Source organism: Arcobacter sp. AHV-9/2010 (assembly GCF_004116575.1).
GTDB lineage: Bacteria > Campylobacterota > Campylobacteria > Campylobacterales > Arcobacteraceae > Aliarcobacter > Aliarcobacter skirrowii.
Genome location: NZ_PDKH01000001.1, coordinates 648153 through 668140 on the forward strand (window position 1 = coordinate 648153; position 19988 = coordinate 668140).

A 19988-nucleotide genomic window follows, 5' to 3' on the forward strand; every position below is an offset into this window, starting at 1 on the left:
TGGTGTCATTATTGACAACCAGCGCACTCCATACTTCTATCTTCAACATCATTTTTTGCTTCTGGACTTTGACTTCTTAAATAATAAGTTGATTTAAGACCTAGTTTCCAAGCTAAAGTATATATTTCGTGTAGATATTTTCCACTTGCTTTATCTAAACTCATAAATATATTTGTACTTTGTCCTTGATCTATCCATTTTTGTCTTATTGCTGCTGCTTTTACAACTTGAAGTTGGTCTATTTCAAATGCAGGAGTATAAAAAGACCAAGTTTCTGGACTTAGTTTTGGAGCTACTACTGGAATTAAACCACTTAGATTCTCTTCAAACCATTTTCTCTTATAAACAGGCTCAATAGCTTGTGTTGTTCCTACTAAAATAGAGATAGATGATGTAGGAGCAATAGCCATTAAATATCCATTTCTCATTCCATCTTTTTTAACTTTTTCTCGTAAACTTTCCCAATCACAAGAGCTATCAAATAAATCTTTCTCAACCAAAGCATTTACAGCTTGAGGAGTATGGTCTTGAGGCATTATACCTTTACTCCAATTTGAACCTTCAAATAAACTATATGCACCTTTTTCAAGAGCTAAATTTGAACTTGACTCTATTGCGTTATATGAAATAGCTTCCATAATTTCATCAATCTTTTTGAAATGCTCAACGCTTCCCCAAGATATTTTATTGTTTGCTAACATTTCAGCTTCACCCATAACTCCAAGACCAATTGCTCTTGTTTTTAGGTTTGTTGCTTTTACTTTTCTAAGTGGATAGAAGTTTAAATCTATCACATTATCAAGCATTCTAATAGCTATTGGAACAACTCTTTTTATATCTTCAAAACTATTAATTCTTGATAGATTTACACTTGCTAAATTACAAACGGCTGTATCTCCATCAATTTTCTCTTTTTCAACTATAAAGATTTTTTTACCATTTATACTATCAAGTGCAGTTACTTTATTTGCTTTTTTTGAAATTCCACTATCTAAATTTAAAACATCATTCTCTTCAAAAGTTTCAATAGTTCTATCTTCAAACTCTACTTTAATCAAATAGTGATTTGGATTTGTATTTTGGAATATCTCTGTACATAAGTTTGAACTTCTAATAATTCCACTATTTTGATTTGGATTAACTCTATTTGCAGTATCTTTAAAGCATAAGAATGGGCTTCCACTTTCAAAATATGAAGTTAATATCTTTTTCCATAAATCTTTTGCTTTTATTCTATTTTTTGTAACTTGATCACTATTTTCATATGCAATATACTTTTCATTAAACTCATCACCAAAACACTCACTTAAATCTTTTACTTCAGCTGGGTCAAATAAAGTCCAATAAGAGTCCTCTAAAACTCTTTGCATAAACAGATCACTAATCCAAAGCGCTGGGAAAAGATCATGAGCTCTTCTTCTCTCTTCTCCACTATTTTTCTTTAAATCAATAAAATCAATAATATCCATATGCCAAGGCTCAAGATATACTGCAATCGCACCTTTTCTTGTACCTAATTGATCAACAGCAATTGCAATATCATTTGTTATTTTTAAAAACGGAACAGTTCCTCCAGCTGCACTTTTGTGACCATCAATAGCCCCACCAAGACTTCTTATTTGATTCCAATCCCAACCAATTCCACCACCATATTTAGACAATAGTGCCATCTCTTTGTAACCATCAAAGATACCTTCAATATTATCAGGACTACTTCCAATATAACAAGAGCTTAATTGATGTCTATTTGTTCTAGCATTACTTAAAGTTGGAGTTGCAAGCATAACTTCAAATTTAGAGATAACATCATAAAACTCTTTTGCTTTTTCTTGTTTATTATCTTCATTTTGAGCTAAAAACATTGCAATTGCCATAAACATTTGTTGTGGCAACTCTATTGGCTCACCTTTGCTATTCTTTAGTAAATATCTATCATATAGAGTTTTTATTCCAAGATAGTTGAATAAGAAATCTCTCTCTTGTTTTATGTAAGAGTTTAAATCATCCAAATCATAACCACTTGCTAAATTTGGTATTAATCTTCCAGCTTCAATTCCAAATTTAATATACTCTTCTAAGTGTCTATATGCTTCACCTTTTACTCCATAAGTTGCAATTCCAACCCTATGGTATAAATCGTATAAAAATAGTCTAGCAGCAACAAAAGTCCAGTTTGGAACATCAATATCTATTTTTTCAACTGCTGTTTTAATTAAAGCATCTTGAATATCACTTGAATTCATTCCATCCACAAATTTAATATGAGAATCAAGCTCTAACTCACTTTGACTAACTCCCTCAAGTCCTGCTGTTGCTTCAATAGTCATTTTTTGGATTTTTGTAATATCTAAAATCTCTTTTCGACCATTTCTTTTTTGAATCATTATTGCCATTTGAAATCCCCTATTACTTAAAAACTCTACTGAAAATTTTTTCTACATTTTTTGTATAGTAGTCAAAATTAAAACACTCTCTTATCTTCTCTTCACTTAAAGATTTTCTTAACTCTTCATCTGCTAAAAGATATTGAAGATATAAAGACTCACCTTTTTCATTTGTAGTTGGTTTTCCTTTTTGAATCTCTTCCCAAACTTTCATAGCATTTCTTTGAACTATTTTATATGCATCTTCTCTACTAACTCCTTGAAGTGGAAGTTCTAGTAAAACTCTTTGAGAAAATACAAGTCCGCCAGTTAAGTTTAAATTTTTCATCATATTTTCAGGCATAACTGTAAGATTTGCAATAACGCTATTCATTCTATGAAGCATAAAATCTGTTGTAATAAATGCATCTGGTAACCAGAATCTCTCTGTTGAAGAGTGACTTATATCTCTTTCATGCCATAATGCAACATTCTCTAAAGCTGGAGTTACATATGCTCTAATTATTCTTGCAAGTCCTGTGATATTTTCAGTTAAAATAGGGTTTCTTTTGTGTGGCATAGCTGAACTTCCCTTTTGTCCAGCTGCAAAATACTCCTCAGCTTCATAAACTTCTGTTCTTTGAAGATGTCTAATTTGTACTGCAAATTTCTCAACACTTGAAGCTAGTAGTGCTAAAGTTGTAGCAAGTCTTGCATATCTATCTCTATGAATTACTTGGTTACTACAAGGTTCTGGTTTAAGTCCAAGCTCAGCCATTGCGTACTCTTCAAGCTCAAGTGGTGCATGAGCAAAATTTCCCATAGCTCCACTTATTTGTCCAACAGCAATAACCTCCATAGTCTCTTCAAGATTTTTTAGATGTCTTTTAACTTCATCATACCAAACAGCTAAAGTAAGACCAAAAGTTATTGGCTCTCCATGAATACCGTGGCTTCTTCCAACCATTAAAGTGTATTTGTGCTCTTCTGCTCTTTTTTTAATAGATTCAAGTAGCATTTTCACATCATCAATTATAATTTGTAAAGAGTCTCTCATTTGTAAAGCAACACCTGTATCAACGGCATCTGAAGATGTCATTCCATAATGAAACCATCTTGACTCTTCTCCTAAACTCTCACTTACACTTGTATTAAACGCAATTAAATCATGTTTTGTAATAGCCTCTATCTCTTCAATTCTCTCAACTGAAAATTTTGCATTTTTTACTATTTTTTCACAATCACTATCTGGTATAAGACCTAATTTATTCCAAGCTTTTACAGCTGCTTTTTCTACTTCCAACCAAGCTGCATATCTTGCCTCTTGTGTCCATTTTGAGCTCATCTCTTCTCTTGCATATCTTTCTACCATAAATTACCCTTCTAATCGTATTTCTATATTTTTTATTATAAAATTGCTTTAAATTTGAATTTGAACTATACCTAACTAGAGCAAAATATAAGATAAAATCTAAGGAATAAATTTGGCATTTACACTAAAGAAATATGAAGCAATAAAAGATAAAAAAATTCAAGCATTTCTAGTTCACAACCTCGGTATAGAAGGCAAAGTAGCACAAAGACTTGTATCAAAAGGAAGAGTTTTTGATGAAAATAACAATAATATAAACACAGGTGAAACAATACCAACAAATCATATCTTTATAGCACTTTTTGAAGGCAATTCTAGAGGATTAAAACCTTTATTAGAATTTAAAGATTTTGCAATTTTTGATAAACCAACACATCTTATGGTTCACCCAATATCAAAAAATACTCCATACTCTTTACTTGATGAGATAAGATATCACTTTGGAGAAAATGCAAATTTAATTCATAGAATTGATGCTGAAACAAGTGGATTAGTAATAGTTGGAAAAAATAAAAAGAGTGAAATTGAGCTAAAAGAGATGTTTCAAGATAAAAAATATCATAAATCATATTTAGCAATTGTAAATGGTGAGATAAAAAAAGAGATAAAAATTGATAAAGCTATTGATAAAGAAGGTTTATTAATAGGTGTTAGAATGAAAGTTTGCAGTGAAAATGAGGGTGGAAAAGAGTCAATTACAATTATAAAACCAATAAAATATAATAAAGAAAAAGATTTGACACTTATTGAAGCAATTCCTCTAACAGGAAGACAACATCAAATAAGAGTTCATCTATACTCTATTGGACATACAATTTTAGGAGATCCTATTTATGGAGTTGATGATGAGAATGCTGAAAACTACTTAAATAAAACTCTAAGTAAAGAGGATAGATTTAAAGTTACAGGTTCAAGTAGACTTTGGCTTCATGCAAATCATCTTGAGTTTCCATATAAAGGTGTAACTTACAAAATCTACTCAAAAAATCAAGAGATTTTGGAGCAGATAAAGTAATATTTTAACTTAGCAAATATCTTTTGGCTCAAATTTTTTTGCCATAAAAAGTAAAATAGCTCCACCAATTACAATAATAGCTGTTAAATATAGAGCATAATCATAGTTTCCATATTTTTCAATAAAATATACACTATAAAGTGGAGCTATTACTTGTCCAACTCCATAAGATGTTGTTAAAGCTCCCATTAAAACAACTGGATTTCCTTTTGATAACTGTCCACCTAAATTCATAAACAGAGCAACAAGTCCTATGAAAGTACCTCCATATAAAACTCCACTTAATAAATTCATATATACATCACTTGTAAAAGCTGGAATTAAAATTCCAACTGCTTGAAGTAAGAGTGCAATTATTATTATGTTTGAACTTCCAAATTTATGTGCCAATAACATCCAAATAATACAAGATGGAATTCCAGCAACTCCTACAAGTGTCCAAGTAAGACTTCCATAACCTTCAAGTCCAGAAAGATTATTTATAATATCTGGTAAAAATGTAGCTTGAACTACAAAACCTACACCTTCTGCAAAATATGCCATAATTAAAACTATTACAAATGGTGTGAAAATTGTAAAATCAAACTTCTGTTTTACTTGATTTTGTTTTACCTCTTTGTCAAATGATAGAATATAAACACTATAAAATGACAAAACTATTGCAAAAATAGCTAAGACAAACCATGAATCTCTCCAGCTATAATCTAAACTCAAAACAAATCTTGCAATTAAATCTGTAGTTAAAATAGAAAATCCAATTCCACTAAAGTGAATTCCCATAGCTTTTGTTTTACTTTTTATTGTAAGTTTTTGCATAACAATTGCAGTTCCTACAATTAAACACATAGCTCCTGCAAATCCTGCTAATACTCTTGATATCATCCAAACTGTATCGTTTGTGCTATAAACTAAAACAAAAGTTGTAAGAGTTGCTAAAACAACACCAAACCTATATAGATAAACTTTTACATTTATATCTTTTATAAATATTGAAAATAGTGATCCACTTAAATATCCAGCAAAATTTAAAGAGGCTAATATTCCAACAAATTTAATAGTTAAATAATCATCAAGCATAGGAGGAATTAAACCTGTAAATGCAAATCTTGCAACACCAATACCAATAATTATAGAGAAAATTCCAGCAATTAAAATTGAGATATTATTATTTCTATCAAAAAGCTTCAACATATTTTGCCTCAAAAACCAAATTTTTGTTATGATATCACTAAAAGTTATTTTGTGTCAAATAATTAATAATGATATGTGATATAAGGAAAAATGATATGGATTTGAATTTATTAAAAGTTTTTGTAAGCGTTGCAAATAAAAAGAGTATTTCACTAGCAGCAAATGAGCTAAAATGTGCCCAATCAAATGTAACTTCAAGAATAAAACAACTAGAAAAAAATTTAAAAGTTGAGCTGTTTTTTAGAGTTCCAAAGGGTGTTATTTTGACAAAAGAGGGCGAAAAACTATATCCTCAAGCTCTTGAATTAATACATAAAATGCAAAATTGTATAGACTCTATTTCTAATAACAATATTGAAACTGGAACTTTAAAAATTGGCTCAACAGATTGTAATGCTGCTGTTAGAATTTCACCATTTTTATTAAAACTTCATAAAGATTTTCCAAATTTACATCTTGAACTATTTACTGGAACAACAAAAGATATATATGAGTTAATACTTGATTATAGAGTTGATATAGCATTTATAAGTGGTGAACCTAAAAATGACTCTTTAATAGTTTTAAAAAAGTTTGAAGAGCAAATTGCAATACTTGAACCACAAAAAGATGATGTTCCAAATGTAACTTTAACATTTAAAGAGGGTTGTGTTTATGATGAATTTTTAAAAAACTATTACCAACAAAAAAATATTTTTGTACAAAAGAGTCTTCCTTTTGGAAATTTAGAAACTATTTTATCTTGTATAAAAGTTGGTATGGGAAAATCTTTGCTACCACTTAGTATTGTAAAAAAAATGGGATATGATAAAGATATAAAAATTACTATTTTACCAAAAGAAGAGGCTTATATCCCAACATGTTTAGTTTGTAGAGCTGATAATATTCCAAGAATTAGTGATTATTTAAGAAAGATGAATTTAGATGATTGATAAGTGATGAGTATAGTGTTTTAGTTAAACTTTTCTGTAAGTTTTATACTCATCAATTATAAATCATTTTAAAATCAAAATTATAGCAAAAATTTATTTCATTTAGATTTATTTTAAAAACTTATATAAAAATTTAATCAAAATGTAATAATAAGTAGGAAAATAAAACTAAAGATTGAGATTTTTTGAAAAGAGGACTGCTATTGGAGTTGAAAAGTAAATAGCAGATAGAAAAGTTGATAAAAAATCATTATATATTAAGTTATATAAAGATAGAATTCTCGTTCGTTATATATAATAAAAATAACAAGGAGAAGTATGCCAGTTTCATCTACTTTAACTTTTGAAATTTTAAATAAACCTTTTTTACTTGAAAAAAGAATTGAACTTTTAAAAGCAATTAAACAAACAGGATCTATAAATAAAGCGGCAAAAGTAGTTCCTATGAGCTATAAAGGTGCATGGGAAGCTATTGAAGATATGAATAATTTAGCCGACAGTGCTATTGTTTTAAGAGAAACAGGAGGAGCTGGTGGTGGTGGAACAACTCTTACGGAGTATGGAGAGAAGATTTTACAAACTTACTCTTTACTAAAAGAGGAGCATAAAAAATTTATTGAAAATTTAAATCGAATTACAGATTTAAATAGTGGAACACTTAAAACTATAAGGAGGCTATCAATGCAAATTAGTGCTAGAAATCAAATAGTTGGTGTTGTACAAGATATAGTTTTAGGAGAAGTTAATGCTCAAATTAGTTTAAAACTAAAAAGTGGGAATATTTTAACTTCAACTATAACAAATAGTGCTGTACAAAATCTTGGTTTAGAGCTTTTTGATGAGGTTGTTGCTGTTATAAAATCTAGTAATGTTTTAGTATCAAATCAAGGTGAATTTAAAATTAGTGCTAGAAATATATTAAAAGGAGAGATAGAGCAAATCAATCTATCCAAGGTAAACTCAGAAGTTATAATAAATATTGGAAATGAAGATAAAGTTGTTGCAGTTATAACTACTGAATCTATAAAAAATATGGAACTAGAAGTTGGAACTAAAGTTGATGCTATTATAAAAGCATCTGATATTATGATTGGAAGATAAGGAAGATATTATGAAAAAGATTATTTTAACACTTGCGATTTTATGTTCAACTGCTTTTGCAGGAACAATAAATGTAGCAGTTGCAGCAAATGTAAGTTATGCAATTAATGATTTAATAAAAGAGTTCAATAAAACAAATCCAGATACTAAAGTTCAAGTAACATTAGGAAGTAGTGGTAAATTTACAGCCCAAATTCAAAATGGTGCACCATTTGATATTTTTTTAAGTGCTGATATGAAATTTCCACAAGCTTTAGAGAAAGAGAATTTAACTATTACAAAACCTGTTATTTATGCTCAAGGAAGTTTAGCAATGTTAAGTTCTAAAGAGCTTGATTTAAAAAAAGGACTTAGTATAGTTGAAGATTCAAATATAAATAAAATAGCTATTGCAAATCCAAAAACAGCTCCTTATGGAAGAGCAACTATGGAAGCTTTTGAAAATGCAAATTTAAAAGAGAAGATTGAAAATAAACTTGTATATGCTGAATCTATATCTCAAACTGTAACTTATGCTATAACAGCAACTGATATTGGATTTATTGCAAAATCATCTTTATATGATGAAAAAATGTCAAAATACAAAGAGAATATTCACTGGGTAAGTGTAGATCCTAAGCTTTATACTCCAATTGACCAAGGTATAGTAATATTAAAAAGAGCTCAAGGAAACAGTGAAGCAAAAGCTTTTTATGATTTTATTCTAAGTAAAGAAGCAAAAGATATTTTTGTAAAATTTGGATACTTAGTTAAATAAAAGAAGAGAGTATGATTGCAAGAGTAAAAGAGATTAGAACAAAAGATAGTTTAAATATCGTAGAGTTTGATTTTAATAATATAACTTTAAAAATGATGAGTTTGGAGTTAAATAAAGATATAACTATTGGTAAAAGGGTTGAACTTGTAGTAAAACCAACAAATATAATTATCTCTAAAAATTTTATAGAAGATATTAGTTTATCAAACCAAACTCTTGCAAAAATAGTAGATATTAATTGTGGTGAACTTCTATGTATTATAACTTTAGAATTAAATAATACAATTTTTGAAAGTATAATCACAAAGGACTCTTTTATAAGATTAAATCTTAAAATAGATGATAATGTATATATTTTAATAAAAGCTAGTGATCTATCAATTTTAAAGGTTTTAAATGATTGATTATCTATTAAGTGTTGATTATGCACCATTTTTGCTCTCATTTAAATTGGCATTTATTACTACTTTGATTTTGTTTGTGCTATGCCTTCCACTTAGCTGGTATTTATCACAAACAAAGTCAAAATTCAAACCATTTTTAGAAGCACTTTGCACAATGCCTTTGGTAGTTCCTCCTACTGTTTTAGGATTTTATCTTCTTTGGGGATTATCTCATAACTCAATTATTGGTCAATTTTTTCAAGAGCATTTTGGTATTAGTTTAGTATTTAATTTATATGGAATTATAATTGCTAGTTGTATTTATAGTCTTCCATTTATGGTTCAACCACTTCAAAGTGGGTTTGAAAGCTTAAATAAAAATATGATTGAAGCTAGTTATATTAGTGGGAAAAGCAAATTTAAAACCGTTTTATTAATTGCTTTACCAAATATCAAACCATCTTTATTAACAGCTTTAATCATAACTTTCGCACACACTGTTGGAGAGTTTGGAGTTGTTTTAATGATTGGTGGAAGTATTCCAAATGAGACAAGAGTAGCAGCAATTGCAATTTATGAGTTTGTTGAAATCATGGATTATAAAAATGCACATATTTATAGTTTAATTATGATTATTCTTAGTTTTTTAACTTTGCTTGCTGTCTATATTTTTAATGGAAAGCAAAAGAAGATTGGAATTGTGAAATGATTAGTTTAAATATAAAAAAAGAGCTTCACGGTTCAAATGGGCTTATGAATTTAGATATAAATCTATCTTTACAAAATGGAGAATTTGTAGCATTAAGTGGAGATAGTGGAAGTGGAAAAACTACAATTTTGCGAATACTTGCAGGTCTTGAAGAGGCAAGTGGAGAGATTATTGTAGATGGTGAAATTTGGCTAGATGAAAAGATTAAAAAACCAATTCAAAAAAGAGATATTGGTTTTGTTTTTCAAGATTATGCACTTTTTCCAAATTTAAATGTGATTGAAAATCTGCTTTATGTAAAAAAAGATAAAGATTTAGCTAAACAACTTCTAAGCTTAACAGATTTATATGAGCTTAAAAATAGATATCCAAACTCTTTAAGTGGTGGTCAAAAACAGCGTGTTAGTTTATGTAGGGCTTTAATGAAAAAACCAAAAATACTTCTTATGGATGAACCTCTTTCGGCTCTTGATCCTCACATGAGAGCAAAACTTCAAGATGAGATTTTAACACTTCATAAAGAGTTTAAAACTACAACTATTATGGTAAGTCATGATCCAAGTGAGATGTATAAATTAGCATCTAGAGTTTTAGTTTTAAAAGATGGAAAAATTATAGATGATGGATTGCCAAAAGATATTTTACTAAAAACTCAAGGTAGCCAGAAATTTAGCTTTGAGGGTGAGCTTTTGGATATTATAAAAGTTGATGTTATAAATATCGCTATTGTAGCTATTGGTCAACAGATTGTTGAAGTTGTAATTTCAAATATAGAAGCTAAAAACTTAGTAATTGGAGAAAAAGTAAATGTAAGTACAAAAGCATTCACTCCAAATTTAAAAGGAGTATAGTTTTTTTTAAAGGTCGTTATATACTAAAATAGATAAAGGAATAGATATGGTTAGAAAATTAAGCTTTGTTGTAGCTACAACACTTTTTTCAGGAACACTTCTTGCAAACGAAACAATAAATTTAGGACAAATTGATATATTTGAGAAATCAAATACAGATAGTAAATTTAAAAGCAATGAAATAAGTGCTGAAGAGATGGAGCTTCAAAACAAAAATAGTGTTTTAGAAGCTTTAAATACAATTAGTGGTTTAAACACTTATGGTTATGGTGCAAGAGGAGAACAAACAGTTTCAATAAGAGGCTTTAGTGCAAGACATGCTCCTGTGTTTATTGATGGTATTGCTATAAATTTACCTGTTGAAGGTTATGTAGATTTATCAAACTATATGACTTTTAATCTTGATAAAATCCAAGTAACAAAAGGTTTAAGCTCTCCACTTTTAGGTATTAATACTTTTGCAGGTGCAATTAACTTAGTTACAAAAAGACCAACAAAAGAGCTAGAAGGAACTCTTTCAACTGGTGTTTTTAATGGTAAAGGAAGAAAATCTTACTTAAATCTAGCTACAAACCAAGGTTTATACTATGTTCAAGCTAGTGGTTCTATTATGGAAAGAGATTACTATCCAATGTCTAGTGATTTTAAATCAAACTCAAATCAAGATAATAAAAAAAGAGTAAACTCATATAAAAATGATCAAAATATAAATCTTAAAGTAGGTTTTACTCCAAATGAAACTGATGAGTATGCATTTAACTATATAAATCAAAAAACAGATAAAGGAATGCCAGTTGATGTTAATACAAATGGGAAAAAAGGTAACCCTTATAGACAATGGCCTTACTCAAATAAAGAGAGCTTCTACTTCTTATCAAATACAAACTTTGATTTAGGATATATAAAATCTAGAGTTTTTTATGACAAATATGAAGATAGTATGAACTTTTTTAAAGATAGCTCTTACACTCAATTAAAATTTGATGCAACTCCATATGATGCAAGTACAAAAGGTATTTCACTAGAACTAGGACAATTCGATACTTTAAGAAATAGTTTAAAACTTGCTCTTCATGCAAAACAAGATGTTCAAAAAGAAGATGATAGTGGGAAAATTAATAGAAATAAAATGAACTATTTTTCTATTGGTCTAGAAAATACTTTTAGAGTAACAGATGATTTTAGAGTTATTGCAGGTGCAAGCTGGGATAAAGATGATGTAAAAGAAGCAAATAATAAGAAACCTGACATTTATTATGGAGCTGAATTTGAACATACAAGCCATTCATCTTTTAATCCTATGATTAAAGTTGAGTATGATATAGATGATAGTTTTTCTACTTATGCAGGAGTTGCAAAGAAAACAAGATTTGCAAGCTTAAAAGAAAAATATTCTTATAAATTTAATTCATATATTCCTAATCCTGAGTTAAAACCTGAACAAACTATAAACTATGAGATAGGTGCAAATAAGCTATATGAAAATCAAGGAATAAAAGCGGTTCTATTTTATTCTGATGTAAAAGATTATATACAATCTGAAGAAATAGATAAAACTAATGAAATTTCTCAAAATAAGAACATTGGTAAAGTTAAACATATGGGATATGAGCTAGAGTATTTCTATGCATTTGAAAACAATCTTGATTTTGATGCAAGCTATACAAGACTTTTAACTAAAAACAAAGAAGTAAATAAAGATACAGGTAAAAAAGACCTAATCACAGATGCTCCAAAACATAAAATTGCTCTAAGTGCAACATATAGACCAATCAAAGCTTTAATGGCAAATGTAAATATGCAATTCTCTTCAAGCAGACACACTGATTCTAAAAGTAATGCTAAAGATGTAAGTAGTGCTGCTATTTGGAATGCAAAAATTGCTTATGAGCTTGTAAAAGGATTAACTTGGGATATAGGAGCTTCAAATATTTTTGATAAAAACTACGAATATAGTTATGGTTACCCAGAATCTGGAAGAGTTGTTTACACAAATATGACATATAAATTCTAAATGAAAAGTGCGATTTTTTCTCTTTTTGAAAACTGGGAAGATGATTACAAAAAAGCTATAACAGACCAGATAGATCTGGTTTGTTATGCTCAAAAGCTAGGATTTGATGAAGCATGGCTTACAGAACATCATTTTAATAACTTTAGTGTAACTCCATCTCCTCTTAGTGTTGCAAACTATCTTTTAGGAAAAACAAAAAAGATAAAAATAGGAACAGCTGGAATACTTCTTCCATATTATAATCCTATAAAACTAGCAGAAGAGATTGCAACAATCAAAGCTTATGATGAAGATAGATTTTTATATGGAATTGCAAAAGGTGCATTTGCTATTTATGATAAAACATTTAAAACAGATGGCATATCAAATCGTGAACTTATGTTTGAAGCAAATGAGCTTATTCATAGATTACTTTTAGAAGAGAGAGTAACTTTTAAAGGCAGTTATTTCTCTTGTGAAGATATATCTATAAGACCAAAAATAAAAAAACCAATCACTACTTTTATAGCTTCTGAATCACTGGAAGCCATAGAAAAATGTGCAAAAGGAAACTTCTCTTTGATTGGAAGTTTAGCTTTAAGCAAAGAAAAAATAAGAGATATTTTTAAAACTTTTGATAGTTTTAATTCTAAAAAAGAGCTCTCTTTTAGAGTTGCAAGAGGCATAAATATTGGTTTTGATAAAAAAGAGATTGAAGAAGAGACAAAAAAAAGTGCTGATATTTTCTTGAAATCTATGCTCTTATCAAAAGATACAAATCCAACTTTGGTAAAACTTTTGACAAAAGAGTATTTAGAAATTAGAGAATCTTTGTTTGATTCAAATAGAATTTTACAAAATGCAATTTATGGAACTCCCAAAGAGTGTATTAAACAAACTAAAGAGTTAAAAAGTGAATTTAATATTGAAGCACTTTTATTAAAACCTCTTGTAAGCTCACAAAAAAGAGCAAAAGAGGTTTTAGATTTATATATAAATGAGGTAAAACCATATGTTTAAAATAGTTAGTTTTATATTTTCTATTGCAATTTTTTTAAATGCACAAATTTATGAAGATATGCTTGGAACAAAAATAGAGATAAAAAAAGTAGAGAAAATTCATGCAGCAACTCCTACTCTTTTGTATTCATTATATGCAATTGACAAAGATAAAATTGCTGGATTAAGCTTCTCATTTAATGAAGATGAAGCAAAATATTTAGATGAAAGAGTTGTAAATCTTCCTGTTCTTGGTGGTTGGTTTGGACAAGGAAGAATTCCAAATAGTGAGATGATTTTACAAACAAAGCCTGATGTGATTTTATTGTCTGATTCTACAAAAAAAATGGGTGAAAAGAAACTAAAATCATCTTTAGGAAATATAGATGTTCCTTTGGTTTATCTAAAATCAAATACGCTTGAAGAGCTTGTTTTATCTTTTTCATATATAGGAAAACTTGTAGATAAAGAAGAAAGAGCAAAAGAGCTAGAAAATTATGGAAATGAGAGTTTAAATTTAGCAAAAACAATATCAAAAAAAGTAGATAAAAAACCAAAAGTATATTATGCAGAAGGAAATAATGGACTTCTGACTGATTGTAATACTTCAATTCACTCAGAGTTAATAAATCTTGCAAGTGGAGATAATGTTCATAAGTGCAAAACAACAAACAGTTTTGGAAGACAATCTGTAAATTTTGAACAAGTTTTAAACTACAACCCTGAGATAATCTTAGTTTATGAAAAAGAGTTTTATAAAAATATTTATAAAGATAAAAAATGGCAACTAATAGATGCTGTAAAAAATAAAAAAGTATATTTCTTACCAAAGGATCCTTTTAGCTGGTTTGATAGACCACCATCATTTATGAGATTATTGGGTTTAAAATATGTTATTTCTATTTTACATCCTGATTTATATGAGTTAGATATTTATGAAGAATCAAAAAAGTTTTATAAACTATTTTTAGATTTAGATTTAGATGATTCTCAAATTGATGATATTTTAGGCAAAAACATATGATAAAAATAAGCTCTTTTGCTTTAATTGTTATTTTGATTTTAATGATAAATATTTCACTTTTTTTGGGTCAATATCAAATTAGTTTTGATGAGTATTTAATGTTTTTAAAAAAATTAATTGGACTTAACTCATTGATTGATGATGAAAAATATGAGACTTTAAAAAATATTATTTTTGATATTAGACTACCTAGAATTATCTCTGCCATTTTAATAGGAGCTTCTTTAGCAGTTGCTGGAGCATCTTTTCAAGCGATGTTTGTAAATCCTTTAGTTTCTCCTGGAATTTTAGGAGTTTTAAGTGGAGCTTCATTTGGTGCTGCTCTTGGAATGATTTTAGGCTTAAATTGGTTTTTGATAAATCTTTCTACTTTTATTTTTGGAATACTTGCCGTTTTTTTTGCTATTACAATATCTTTTATATATTCAAGTTCAAGAAATATGATTATTTTGGTACTTGGTGGAATTATAAGTAGCTCACTATTTTCAGCTTTGCTTTCTATTATAAAATATGGAGCCGATACAAATGATGTTTTACCTGCAATTACATATTGGCTTATGGGAAGCTTATCTTTTAGCACAAGCTCTATTGTTTGGAATTTAACTATTCCTATGCTTGGTGGAATTTTGATTTTAATCTTTTTTTCAAAATATTTAAATGCTTTAAGTCTTGGAGATGAAGAGGCAAAAGCTCTTGGAATAAATACAAAACTTATAAAACTAATCATAATAATAGTAGCCACTTTAATAAGTGCACTTAGTGTTATTTTAGCTGGAATTATTGGTTGGATTGGATTGATTATTCCACATATTACAAGGCTTTTATTTGGTGCTGATAATAAAGTAATATTACCAATGAGTGCATTAATTGGTGCAATATTTTTACTTATTGTTGATAATACATCTAAACTAATTTTTAGCTTTGAAATACCTATTGGAATTGTTACAGCAATTATAGGAATTCCTATTTTTATTTTTGTTCTAAAAAATGCTAAAAAAGGTTTTTAATGAAATTAATAGAAGCAAAAAATATATCTTTTTCATATAAAAATAATCAAGTTTTAAAAGATGTTAGTTTTGAATTAAATGAAGGAGATATTCTTTCACTTTTAGGAAAAAATGGCTCAGGAAAAACAACTTTATTAAAAATACTTTTAGGAATATTCAAATCAAAAGGTGAAATAAAAATTTTAAACAAAAATATAAAAGAGTATTCAAATAAAGAGTTAGCAAAAATCATCTCTTATGTTCCACAAACTCATCAAATCCCATTTGATTACACTGTTTTTGATGTAGTTTTAATGGGAAGGTTACCACATATTGGACTTTTTTCAAACTACTCACAAAAAGATAGAAATATTGCTACAAAAGCTTTAGAAAAAGTAGGAATTTTGCATCTAAAAGAGAAGATATATTCTCAAATAAGTGGTGGAGAAAGACAACTTGCTTTTATTGCAAGAGCTTTAACACAAAGTGCAAAAATCATCTTTATGGATGAGCCAGTTACTGGACTTGATTATGGAAATCAACTAAAACTATTAAATTTTTTAAAGGAGTTATCAAAAGAAGAATACACATTTGTAAAAACAACTCACTATCCAGATCATGCTTTATATGCTTCAAATAAAGTAATGATGCTAAAAGATGGACAAATATTAGATAATGGTTTAGTTGATGACAAACTAACTGTTGAAAATATAAACAAACTTTATGATGTAAATGTTGAGATAATTAAAAGAGAAAATGGTTACAAATTTTGTATACCAATAATTTAAGGAGAAATATATGAAAAAAATAGTTTTAGTTTTAGTTCTTGCAATTAACTTATTTGCAAATGAGAATTATAAAATATCAACAGAAATTGAAGTTTCTGGATTGGTCGAAAATAGTATAAAACTGAATGTAAAAGAGCTTGAAAAAATGAGTTATTTTAAAAGTGGCTCAACTCCTGTTATTTGTATGAGTGGAGAGATAAAAGATAATGTTGAGAGTTATGAAGGAGTTTTATTAAGAGATATTATTGATAAAGCTATTTTAAAAGTAAATAGTCGTAAAGAGTACAACAATATATATTTTAAAGCTATTTCAACAGATGGTTATGAAGCAATTTTTTCCTATAATGAAGTCTTTAATACAAAATTAGGAGAAAATATAATAGTTTTCTATAAAAAAAATGGAAATTATCTTGAAGATTATCAAGGAAAAATTGCATTAATCAGTATAGATGATATAAAAAATGGTCCTAGACATATAAAATGGCTTAAAAAAATTGTTGTAGGGAAAATTTAAAAATAAAAAGGGGAAATAATGCCACTAGCAAAAACAAATTTAGATAAATTGAACTTTTCAAAACTATATAAAATACAAATGAAGAACTCTACTTTTAAGAGTAAAAGTAGTAGTGATTGGGATAAAAAAGCTTTGCATTTTAGTCAAAATGTTATGAATAGTCCATATATAAAAGAGTTTATAAAAAGAGTTGATTTAAGTGCTTGTGAAACTTTGCTTGATGTTGGAAGTGGTCCAGCAACTATTAGTTTAGCACTAGCAAAAAAATTAAAAACTGTTTATGCTCTTGATTATTCAAAAGAGATGTTAAATTATGCCGAACAAAATGCAAAAGAGCAAAATATAGAAAATTTAGTAAGCATTCATAAATCTTGGTATGACTCTTGGGAAGATGTTCCAAATGCTGATATTGTGGTTGCAAGTAGGTCTATGGAAGTAAAAGATATAAAAAAAGCTTTAAAAAAATTAGATGAAAAAGCAAATAAAAGAGTCTATATAACAACAAAAGTGGGTGGAAGTTTTATAGATAAAGAGATTTTAAAGCAATTAAAAAGAGATATTATTCCAAGACCTGATTATATATATCTTTTAAATACTCTTCATAGCATGGGAATTTATGCAAAGGTTGATTTTATTGAGACAAAAAATTCTAAATTTGATACCTTAGATGAAGATGAATTTATTCAAAGCTTAAAATGGAGCTTAGGAGATTTGTCTAAAAAAGAGGAGAAAATATTAAGAGAGTATTTTAATACTACTTATAAAAATAAAAAAGAGAAAGAGAGTTTAACTTGGGCATTTATCTCTTGGCAGAAGAGTTTATAAATAGACTCTTCTTATAAAAATCTCTTATCTGATTTTTTATTTTTTACTTCATCTAAAGATGAGTTCATCCATCCAGATTTAATTTCACCCTCAACAAAATCAAAATTTGGAATATATGGTTTTATATCTATTAAAGGGGTTTCATTTAAAATATCAACCCCTCTAATCTCAATAATATTATCCTTAACACTCTCTAACTTAACCAAAGATAATCCTATCTTATTTGGATGAATCGGAGTTCTAGTTGAAAAAACTCCCCTTTGTGAATTGCTTTTATCATTAAAAGGGATAACTTCTAGTTTATAATCTTTTGATTTATGAAAATAGTATATTAAATAGATATGACTAAATCCATCTAAATCTTTTAAACCTTGTTTATACTCATCTTTTATTACAATTTTTCCTATACTTTTATCGCCTCCACAAGGTTGTACAGGCATATTTTCACGATCTTTAAACTCTGTAAATATTGTACCAATTGACTCTATATCTATTTTCATTTTTAATCCTTTTAGTATTAAATTTAAACTATTAAAGCTATAAAAAAATATCTTGAAAACTTAGAAATTACTACTAAAACAAGAAATTTTCTAAAATCATATCTCAAAACTCCTGCTATAAAAGTGATTGGATCACCAATTATTGGTAACCATGCAAAAAGTAAAGAGAAAGCTCCAAATCTATCAAAATATCTTTTTGAACTATCTATATATTTTTGTTTAACCAATTTTTTATCTACTAAATACTCTTCGCCTTTTAAACCCAAATAGTAGTTCAAAATTGAGCCTAAAACATTTCCAAAAGTTGCAATTAATAAAAGAGCATAGATATTAAAACCCTCTTTAATATTGTAAATAAGTAAAGCTTCACTACCAAGTGGAAGCAAAGTTGCAGATGCAAATGCTGAAATAAAAAGTATTAAATATGTCATTTTTCTCTTTTTTATAATAAATTAATTTTATCTTAGTTATAATCGCAACTCTTAAAAGTAGCATTGAGAACATAAGATATGTTTTGAATGCTCCTTTTTAGACCCTTTCAAGCACTTCTAAAGACAACGCCCCAGGATGGGAACATAGCAAGGCACCTTTTTTAGTGTTGTGTTTGGGTATCTGGAAAGGAGTACTTTGTACTTCTTTAGATTAAATCTTTAAAATCATCTTTATAAATCAAAATTTTCTTTGTGGATTTGTTGTAAATAAATCTTTTATCACCATTTTTTATAGAATTTATTATTATATCTTTTATCTGTTCATCACTTTTTGATGATTTTTTTAATATTACAAAAAACTCTTTTAGTGTTATAAATTCACTCTGGTTTTGTTTTTGTTCATTTTGATTATACTCAATTTGATTTTTATAAACTGTTCTCATCTCATTAAAAGCACTTTGAAGAAGTTTTATCTCACTATTAAAAACATCAATTGCCATTTTATGACTATTTTCTAATCTTTTTATCTCTTTTTGATGCATTTTTTTTAGATATTTTAGTGATTTTTTAAGTATTAAAATCTGTTCATCTTTTAATTTTAAAAGTAGATTATCATCCAATTTTTCAGAATATTTTTGATCTATCTCATCAATATAGACTAAAATTTTTCCATCTTTTTTTATATGTTCAAGTTGATTTTTTTTAATTCTATAGTGAACACCTTGAATAGAGATACCCAAAATCTTTGAAGCTTCTGATGTACTAACTAATCTTTTCAAGGTGTTTTTCTCTTATAGTTTTGAGCTATCTATTTCAATAACTGTGTGCACATTTCCTCTTGGTTTAAAATCTGCAACTACTTTTAACCATTTTGGTTCTAGTTTTGAAAAAAGTGTATCAAAAATCTCATTTGCAGAGTTTTCGTGAGAGATATATCTATTCATAAATGAGTTTATATAAATTTTAAGTGCTTTAAGCTCAATAACTCTTTTATTTGGTCTGTATTGAATTTTAATAGTTGCAAAATCAGGGTAACCACTTCTTGGACATTTTGCCATAAATTCTGGTAACTCAATATCAATTATATAGTTTTTATCATGTTCATTTGGCCAAAAATTTTCAGAATTATTTATATCAAACTCTAAAATCTCTTTTTCACCATATTTTATTTCCATTAGTAACCTTTTTTTAAAATTTTTAAAAAATATTCTATCTAAATATCTCTTATAAAGCTAATTTCTAAAAATAAGGATA

The 19988-nt window shown here is 27.9% G+C and carries 21 protein-coding genes; 14 read left to right on the forward strand and 7 right to left on the reverse strand.

Annotation, left to right across the window (positions count from 1 at the left end):
* Positions 1-8: 8 nt before the first annotated feature.
* Complete coding sequence (locus tag CRU94_RS03470) at positions 9-2393, reverse strand: ribonucleoside-diphosphate reductase subunit alpha (RefSeq protein ID WP_129105411.1); 2385 nt, start codon at positions 2391-2393, stop codon at positions 9-11.
* A gap of 13 nt (positions 2394-2406) precedes the next feature.
* Positions 2407-3735 (reverse strand): adenylosuccinate lyase, encoded by a 1329-nt coding sequence (gene purB, locus CRU94_RS03475; protein WP_129105412.1) that lies wholly within the window; start codon positions 3733-3735, stop codon positions 2407-2409.
* A 112-nt stretch (positions 3736-3847) separates the two neighbouring features.
* Here purB and CRU94_RS03480 point away from each other — a divergent pair, with 112 nt between their 5' ends.
* A complete protein-coding gene (locus CRU94_RS03480) occupies positions 3848-4750 on the forward strand; it encodes an RluA family pseudouridine synthase (RefSeq protein ID WP_129105413.1) in 903 nt (300 codons plus the stop codon).
* Between the two features lie 9 nt (positions 4751-4759).
* Here CRU94_RS03480 and CRU94_RS03485 read toward each other — a convergent pair whose 3' ends face one another.
* Entirely contained in the window at positions 4760-5941 is a 1182-nt protein-coding gene (locus CRU94_RS03485; protein WP_129105414.1) for a YbfB/YjiJ family MFS transporter, read from the reverse strand.
* A 95-nt stretch (positions 5942-6036) separates the two neighbouring features.
* Between CRU94_RS03485 and CRU94_RS03490 the strand changes: the two genes are divergently transcribed.
* The 13 genes from CRU94_RS03490 (at position 6037) to CRU94_RS03550 (ending at position 17803) form a co-directional block, all read left to right on the forward strand.
* Positions 6037-6873: a LysR family transcriptional regulator gene (locus tag CRU94_RS03490; protein ID WP_129105415.1), complete on the forward strand. Its 837-nt coding sequence runs from the start codon at positions 6037-6039 to the stop codon at positions 6871-6873.
* A 318-nt stretch (positions 6874-7191) separates the two neighbouring features.
* Positions 7192-7974, forward strand: a complete 783-nt coding sequence (locus CRU94_RS03495; RefSeq protein ID WP_129105416.1) for a TOBE domain-containing protein — start codon at positions 7192-7194, stop codon at positions 7972-7974.
* Between the two features lie 10 nt (positions 7975-7984).
* Positions 7985-8731, forward strand: coding sequence for a molybdate ABC transporter substrate-binding protein (gene modA, locus CRU94_RS03500; RefSeq protein ID WP_129105417.1), 747 nt, complete (start codon positions 7985-7987; stop codon positions 8729-8731).
* Positions 8732-8742: 11 nt separating this feature from the next.
* Complete coding sequence (locus tag CRU94_RS03505; protein ID WP_129105418.1) at positions 8743-9135, forward strand: TOBE domain-containing protein; 393 nt, start codon at positions 8743-8745, stop codon at positions 9133-9135.
* Positions 9128-9823 carry a molybdate ABC transporter permease subunit gene (gene modB / locus CRU94_RS03510; protein WP_129105419.1) on the forward strand — a complete coding sequence of 232 codons (696 nt, stop codon included), beginning with the start codon at positions 9128-9130 and terminating at the stop codon, positions 9821-9823. Before CRU94_RS03505 ends, modB begins: the two co-directional genes overlap by 8 nt.
* Positions 9820-10674 (forward strand): ABC transporter ATP-binding protein, encoded by an 855-nt coding sequence (locus tag CRU94_RS03515; protein WP_129105420.1) that lies wholly within the window; start codon positions 9820-9822, stop codon positions 10672-10674. The genes modB and CRU94_RS03515 overlap by 4 nt, the downstream gene beginning before the upstream one ends.
* A gap of 46 nt (positions 10675-10720) precedes the next feature.
* On the forward strand, positions 10721-12688 hold the full coding sequence (locus CRU94_RS03520; protein ID WP_129105421.1) for a TonB-dependent receptor plug domain-containing protein: 1968 nt from the start codon (positions 10721-10723) through the stop codon (positions 12686-12688).
* The gene (locus CRU94_RS03525; protein WP_129105422.1) at positions 12689-13687 is read left to right on the forward strand and encodes an LLM class flavin-dependent oxidoreductase; all 999 of its coding nucleotides are present in this window, start codon (positions 12689-12691) and stop codon (positions 13685-13687) included. It abuts the gene before it with no gap.
* Positions 13680-14690 (forward strand): ABC transporter substrate-binding protein, encoded by a 1011-nt coding sequence (locus CRU94_RS03530; protein ID WP_129105423.1) that lies wholly within the window; start codon positions 13680-13682, stop codon positions 14688-14690. Before CRU94_RS03525 ends, CRU94_RS03530 begins: the two co-directional genes overlap by 8 nt.
* Complete coding sequence (locus tag CRU94_RS03535) at positions 14687-15697, forward strand: FecCD family ABC transporter permease (protein WP_129105424.1); 1011 nt, start codon at positions 14687-14689, stop codon at positions 15695-15697. The genes CRU94_RS03530 and CRU94_RS03535 overlap by 4 nt, the downstream gene beginning before the upstream one ends.
* A complete protein-coding gene (locus tag CRU94_RS03540) occupies positions 15697-16464 on the forward strand; it encodes an ABC transporter ATP-binding protein (RefSeq protein ID WP_129105425.1) in 768 nt (255 codons plus the stop codon). The genes CRU94_RS03535 and CRU94_RS03540 overlap by 1 nt, the downstream gene beginning before the upstream one ends.
* A 10-nt stretch (positions 16465-16474) precedes the next feature.
* The gene (locus tag CRU94_RS03545; protein ID WP_129105426.1) at positions 16475-16978 is read left to right on the forward strand and encodes a molybdopterin-dependent oxidoreductase; all 504 of its coding nucleotides are present in this window, start codon (positions 16475-16477) and stop codon (positions 16976-16978) included.
* 18 nt (positions 16979-16996) lie between these two features.
* The gene (locus CRU94_RS03550; RefSeq protein ID WP_129105427.1) at positions 16997-17803 is read left to right on the forward strand and encodes a class I SAM-dependent methyltransferase; all 807 of its coding nucleotides are present in this window, start codon (positions 16997-16999) and stop codon (positions 17801-17803) included.
* A gap of 11 nt (positions 17804-17814) precedes the next feature.
* Here CRU94_RS03550 and tsaA read toward each other — a convergent pair whose 3' ends face one another.
* The 4 genes from tsaA to queF form a co-directional block, all read right to left on the reverse strand.
* Positions 17815-18303 carry a tRNA (N6-threonylcarbamoyladenosine(37)-N6)-methyltransferase TrmO gene (tsaA, locus tag CRU94_RS03555; RefSeq protein ID WP_129105428.1) on the reverse strand — a complete coding sequence of 163 codons (489 nt, stop codon included), beginning with the start codon at positions 18301-18303 and terminating at the stop codon, positions 17815-17817.
* 23 nt (positions 18304-18326) lie between these two features.
* Complete coding sequence (locus tag CRU94_RS03560) at positions 18327-18734, reverse strand: YqaA family protein (protein WP_066165573.1); 408 nt, start codon at positions 18732-18734, stop codon at positions 18327-18329.
* Positions 18735-18940: 206 nt separating this feature from the next.
* Positions 18941-19513: a helix-turn-helix domain-containing protein gene (locus CRU94_RS03565; protein WP_129105429.1), complete on the reverse strand. Its 573-nt coding sequence runs from the start codon at positions 19511-19513 to the stop codon at positions 18941-18943.
* 12 nt (positions 19514-19525) lie between these two features.
* The gene (gene queF, locus CRU94_RS03570; protein ID WP_164966556.1) at positions 19526-19903 is read right to left on the reverse strand and encodes a preQ(1) synthase; all 378 of its coding nucleotides are present in this window, start codon (positions 19901-19903) and stop codon (positions 19526-19528) included.
* Positions 19904-19988: the final 85 nt, after the last annotated feature.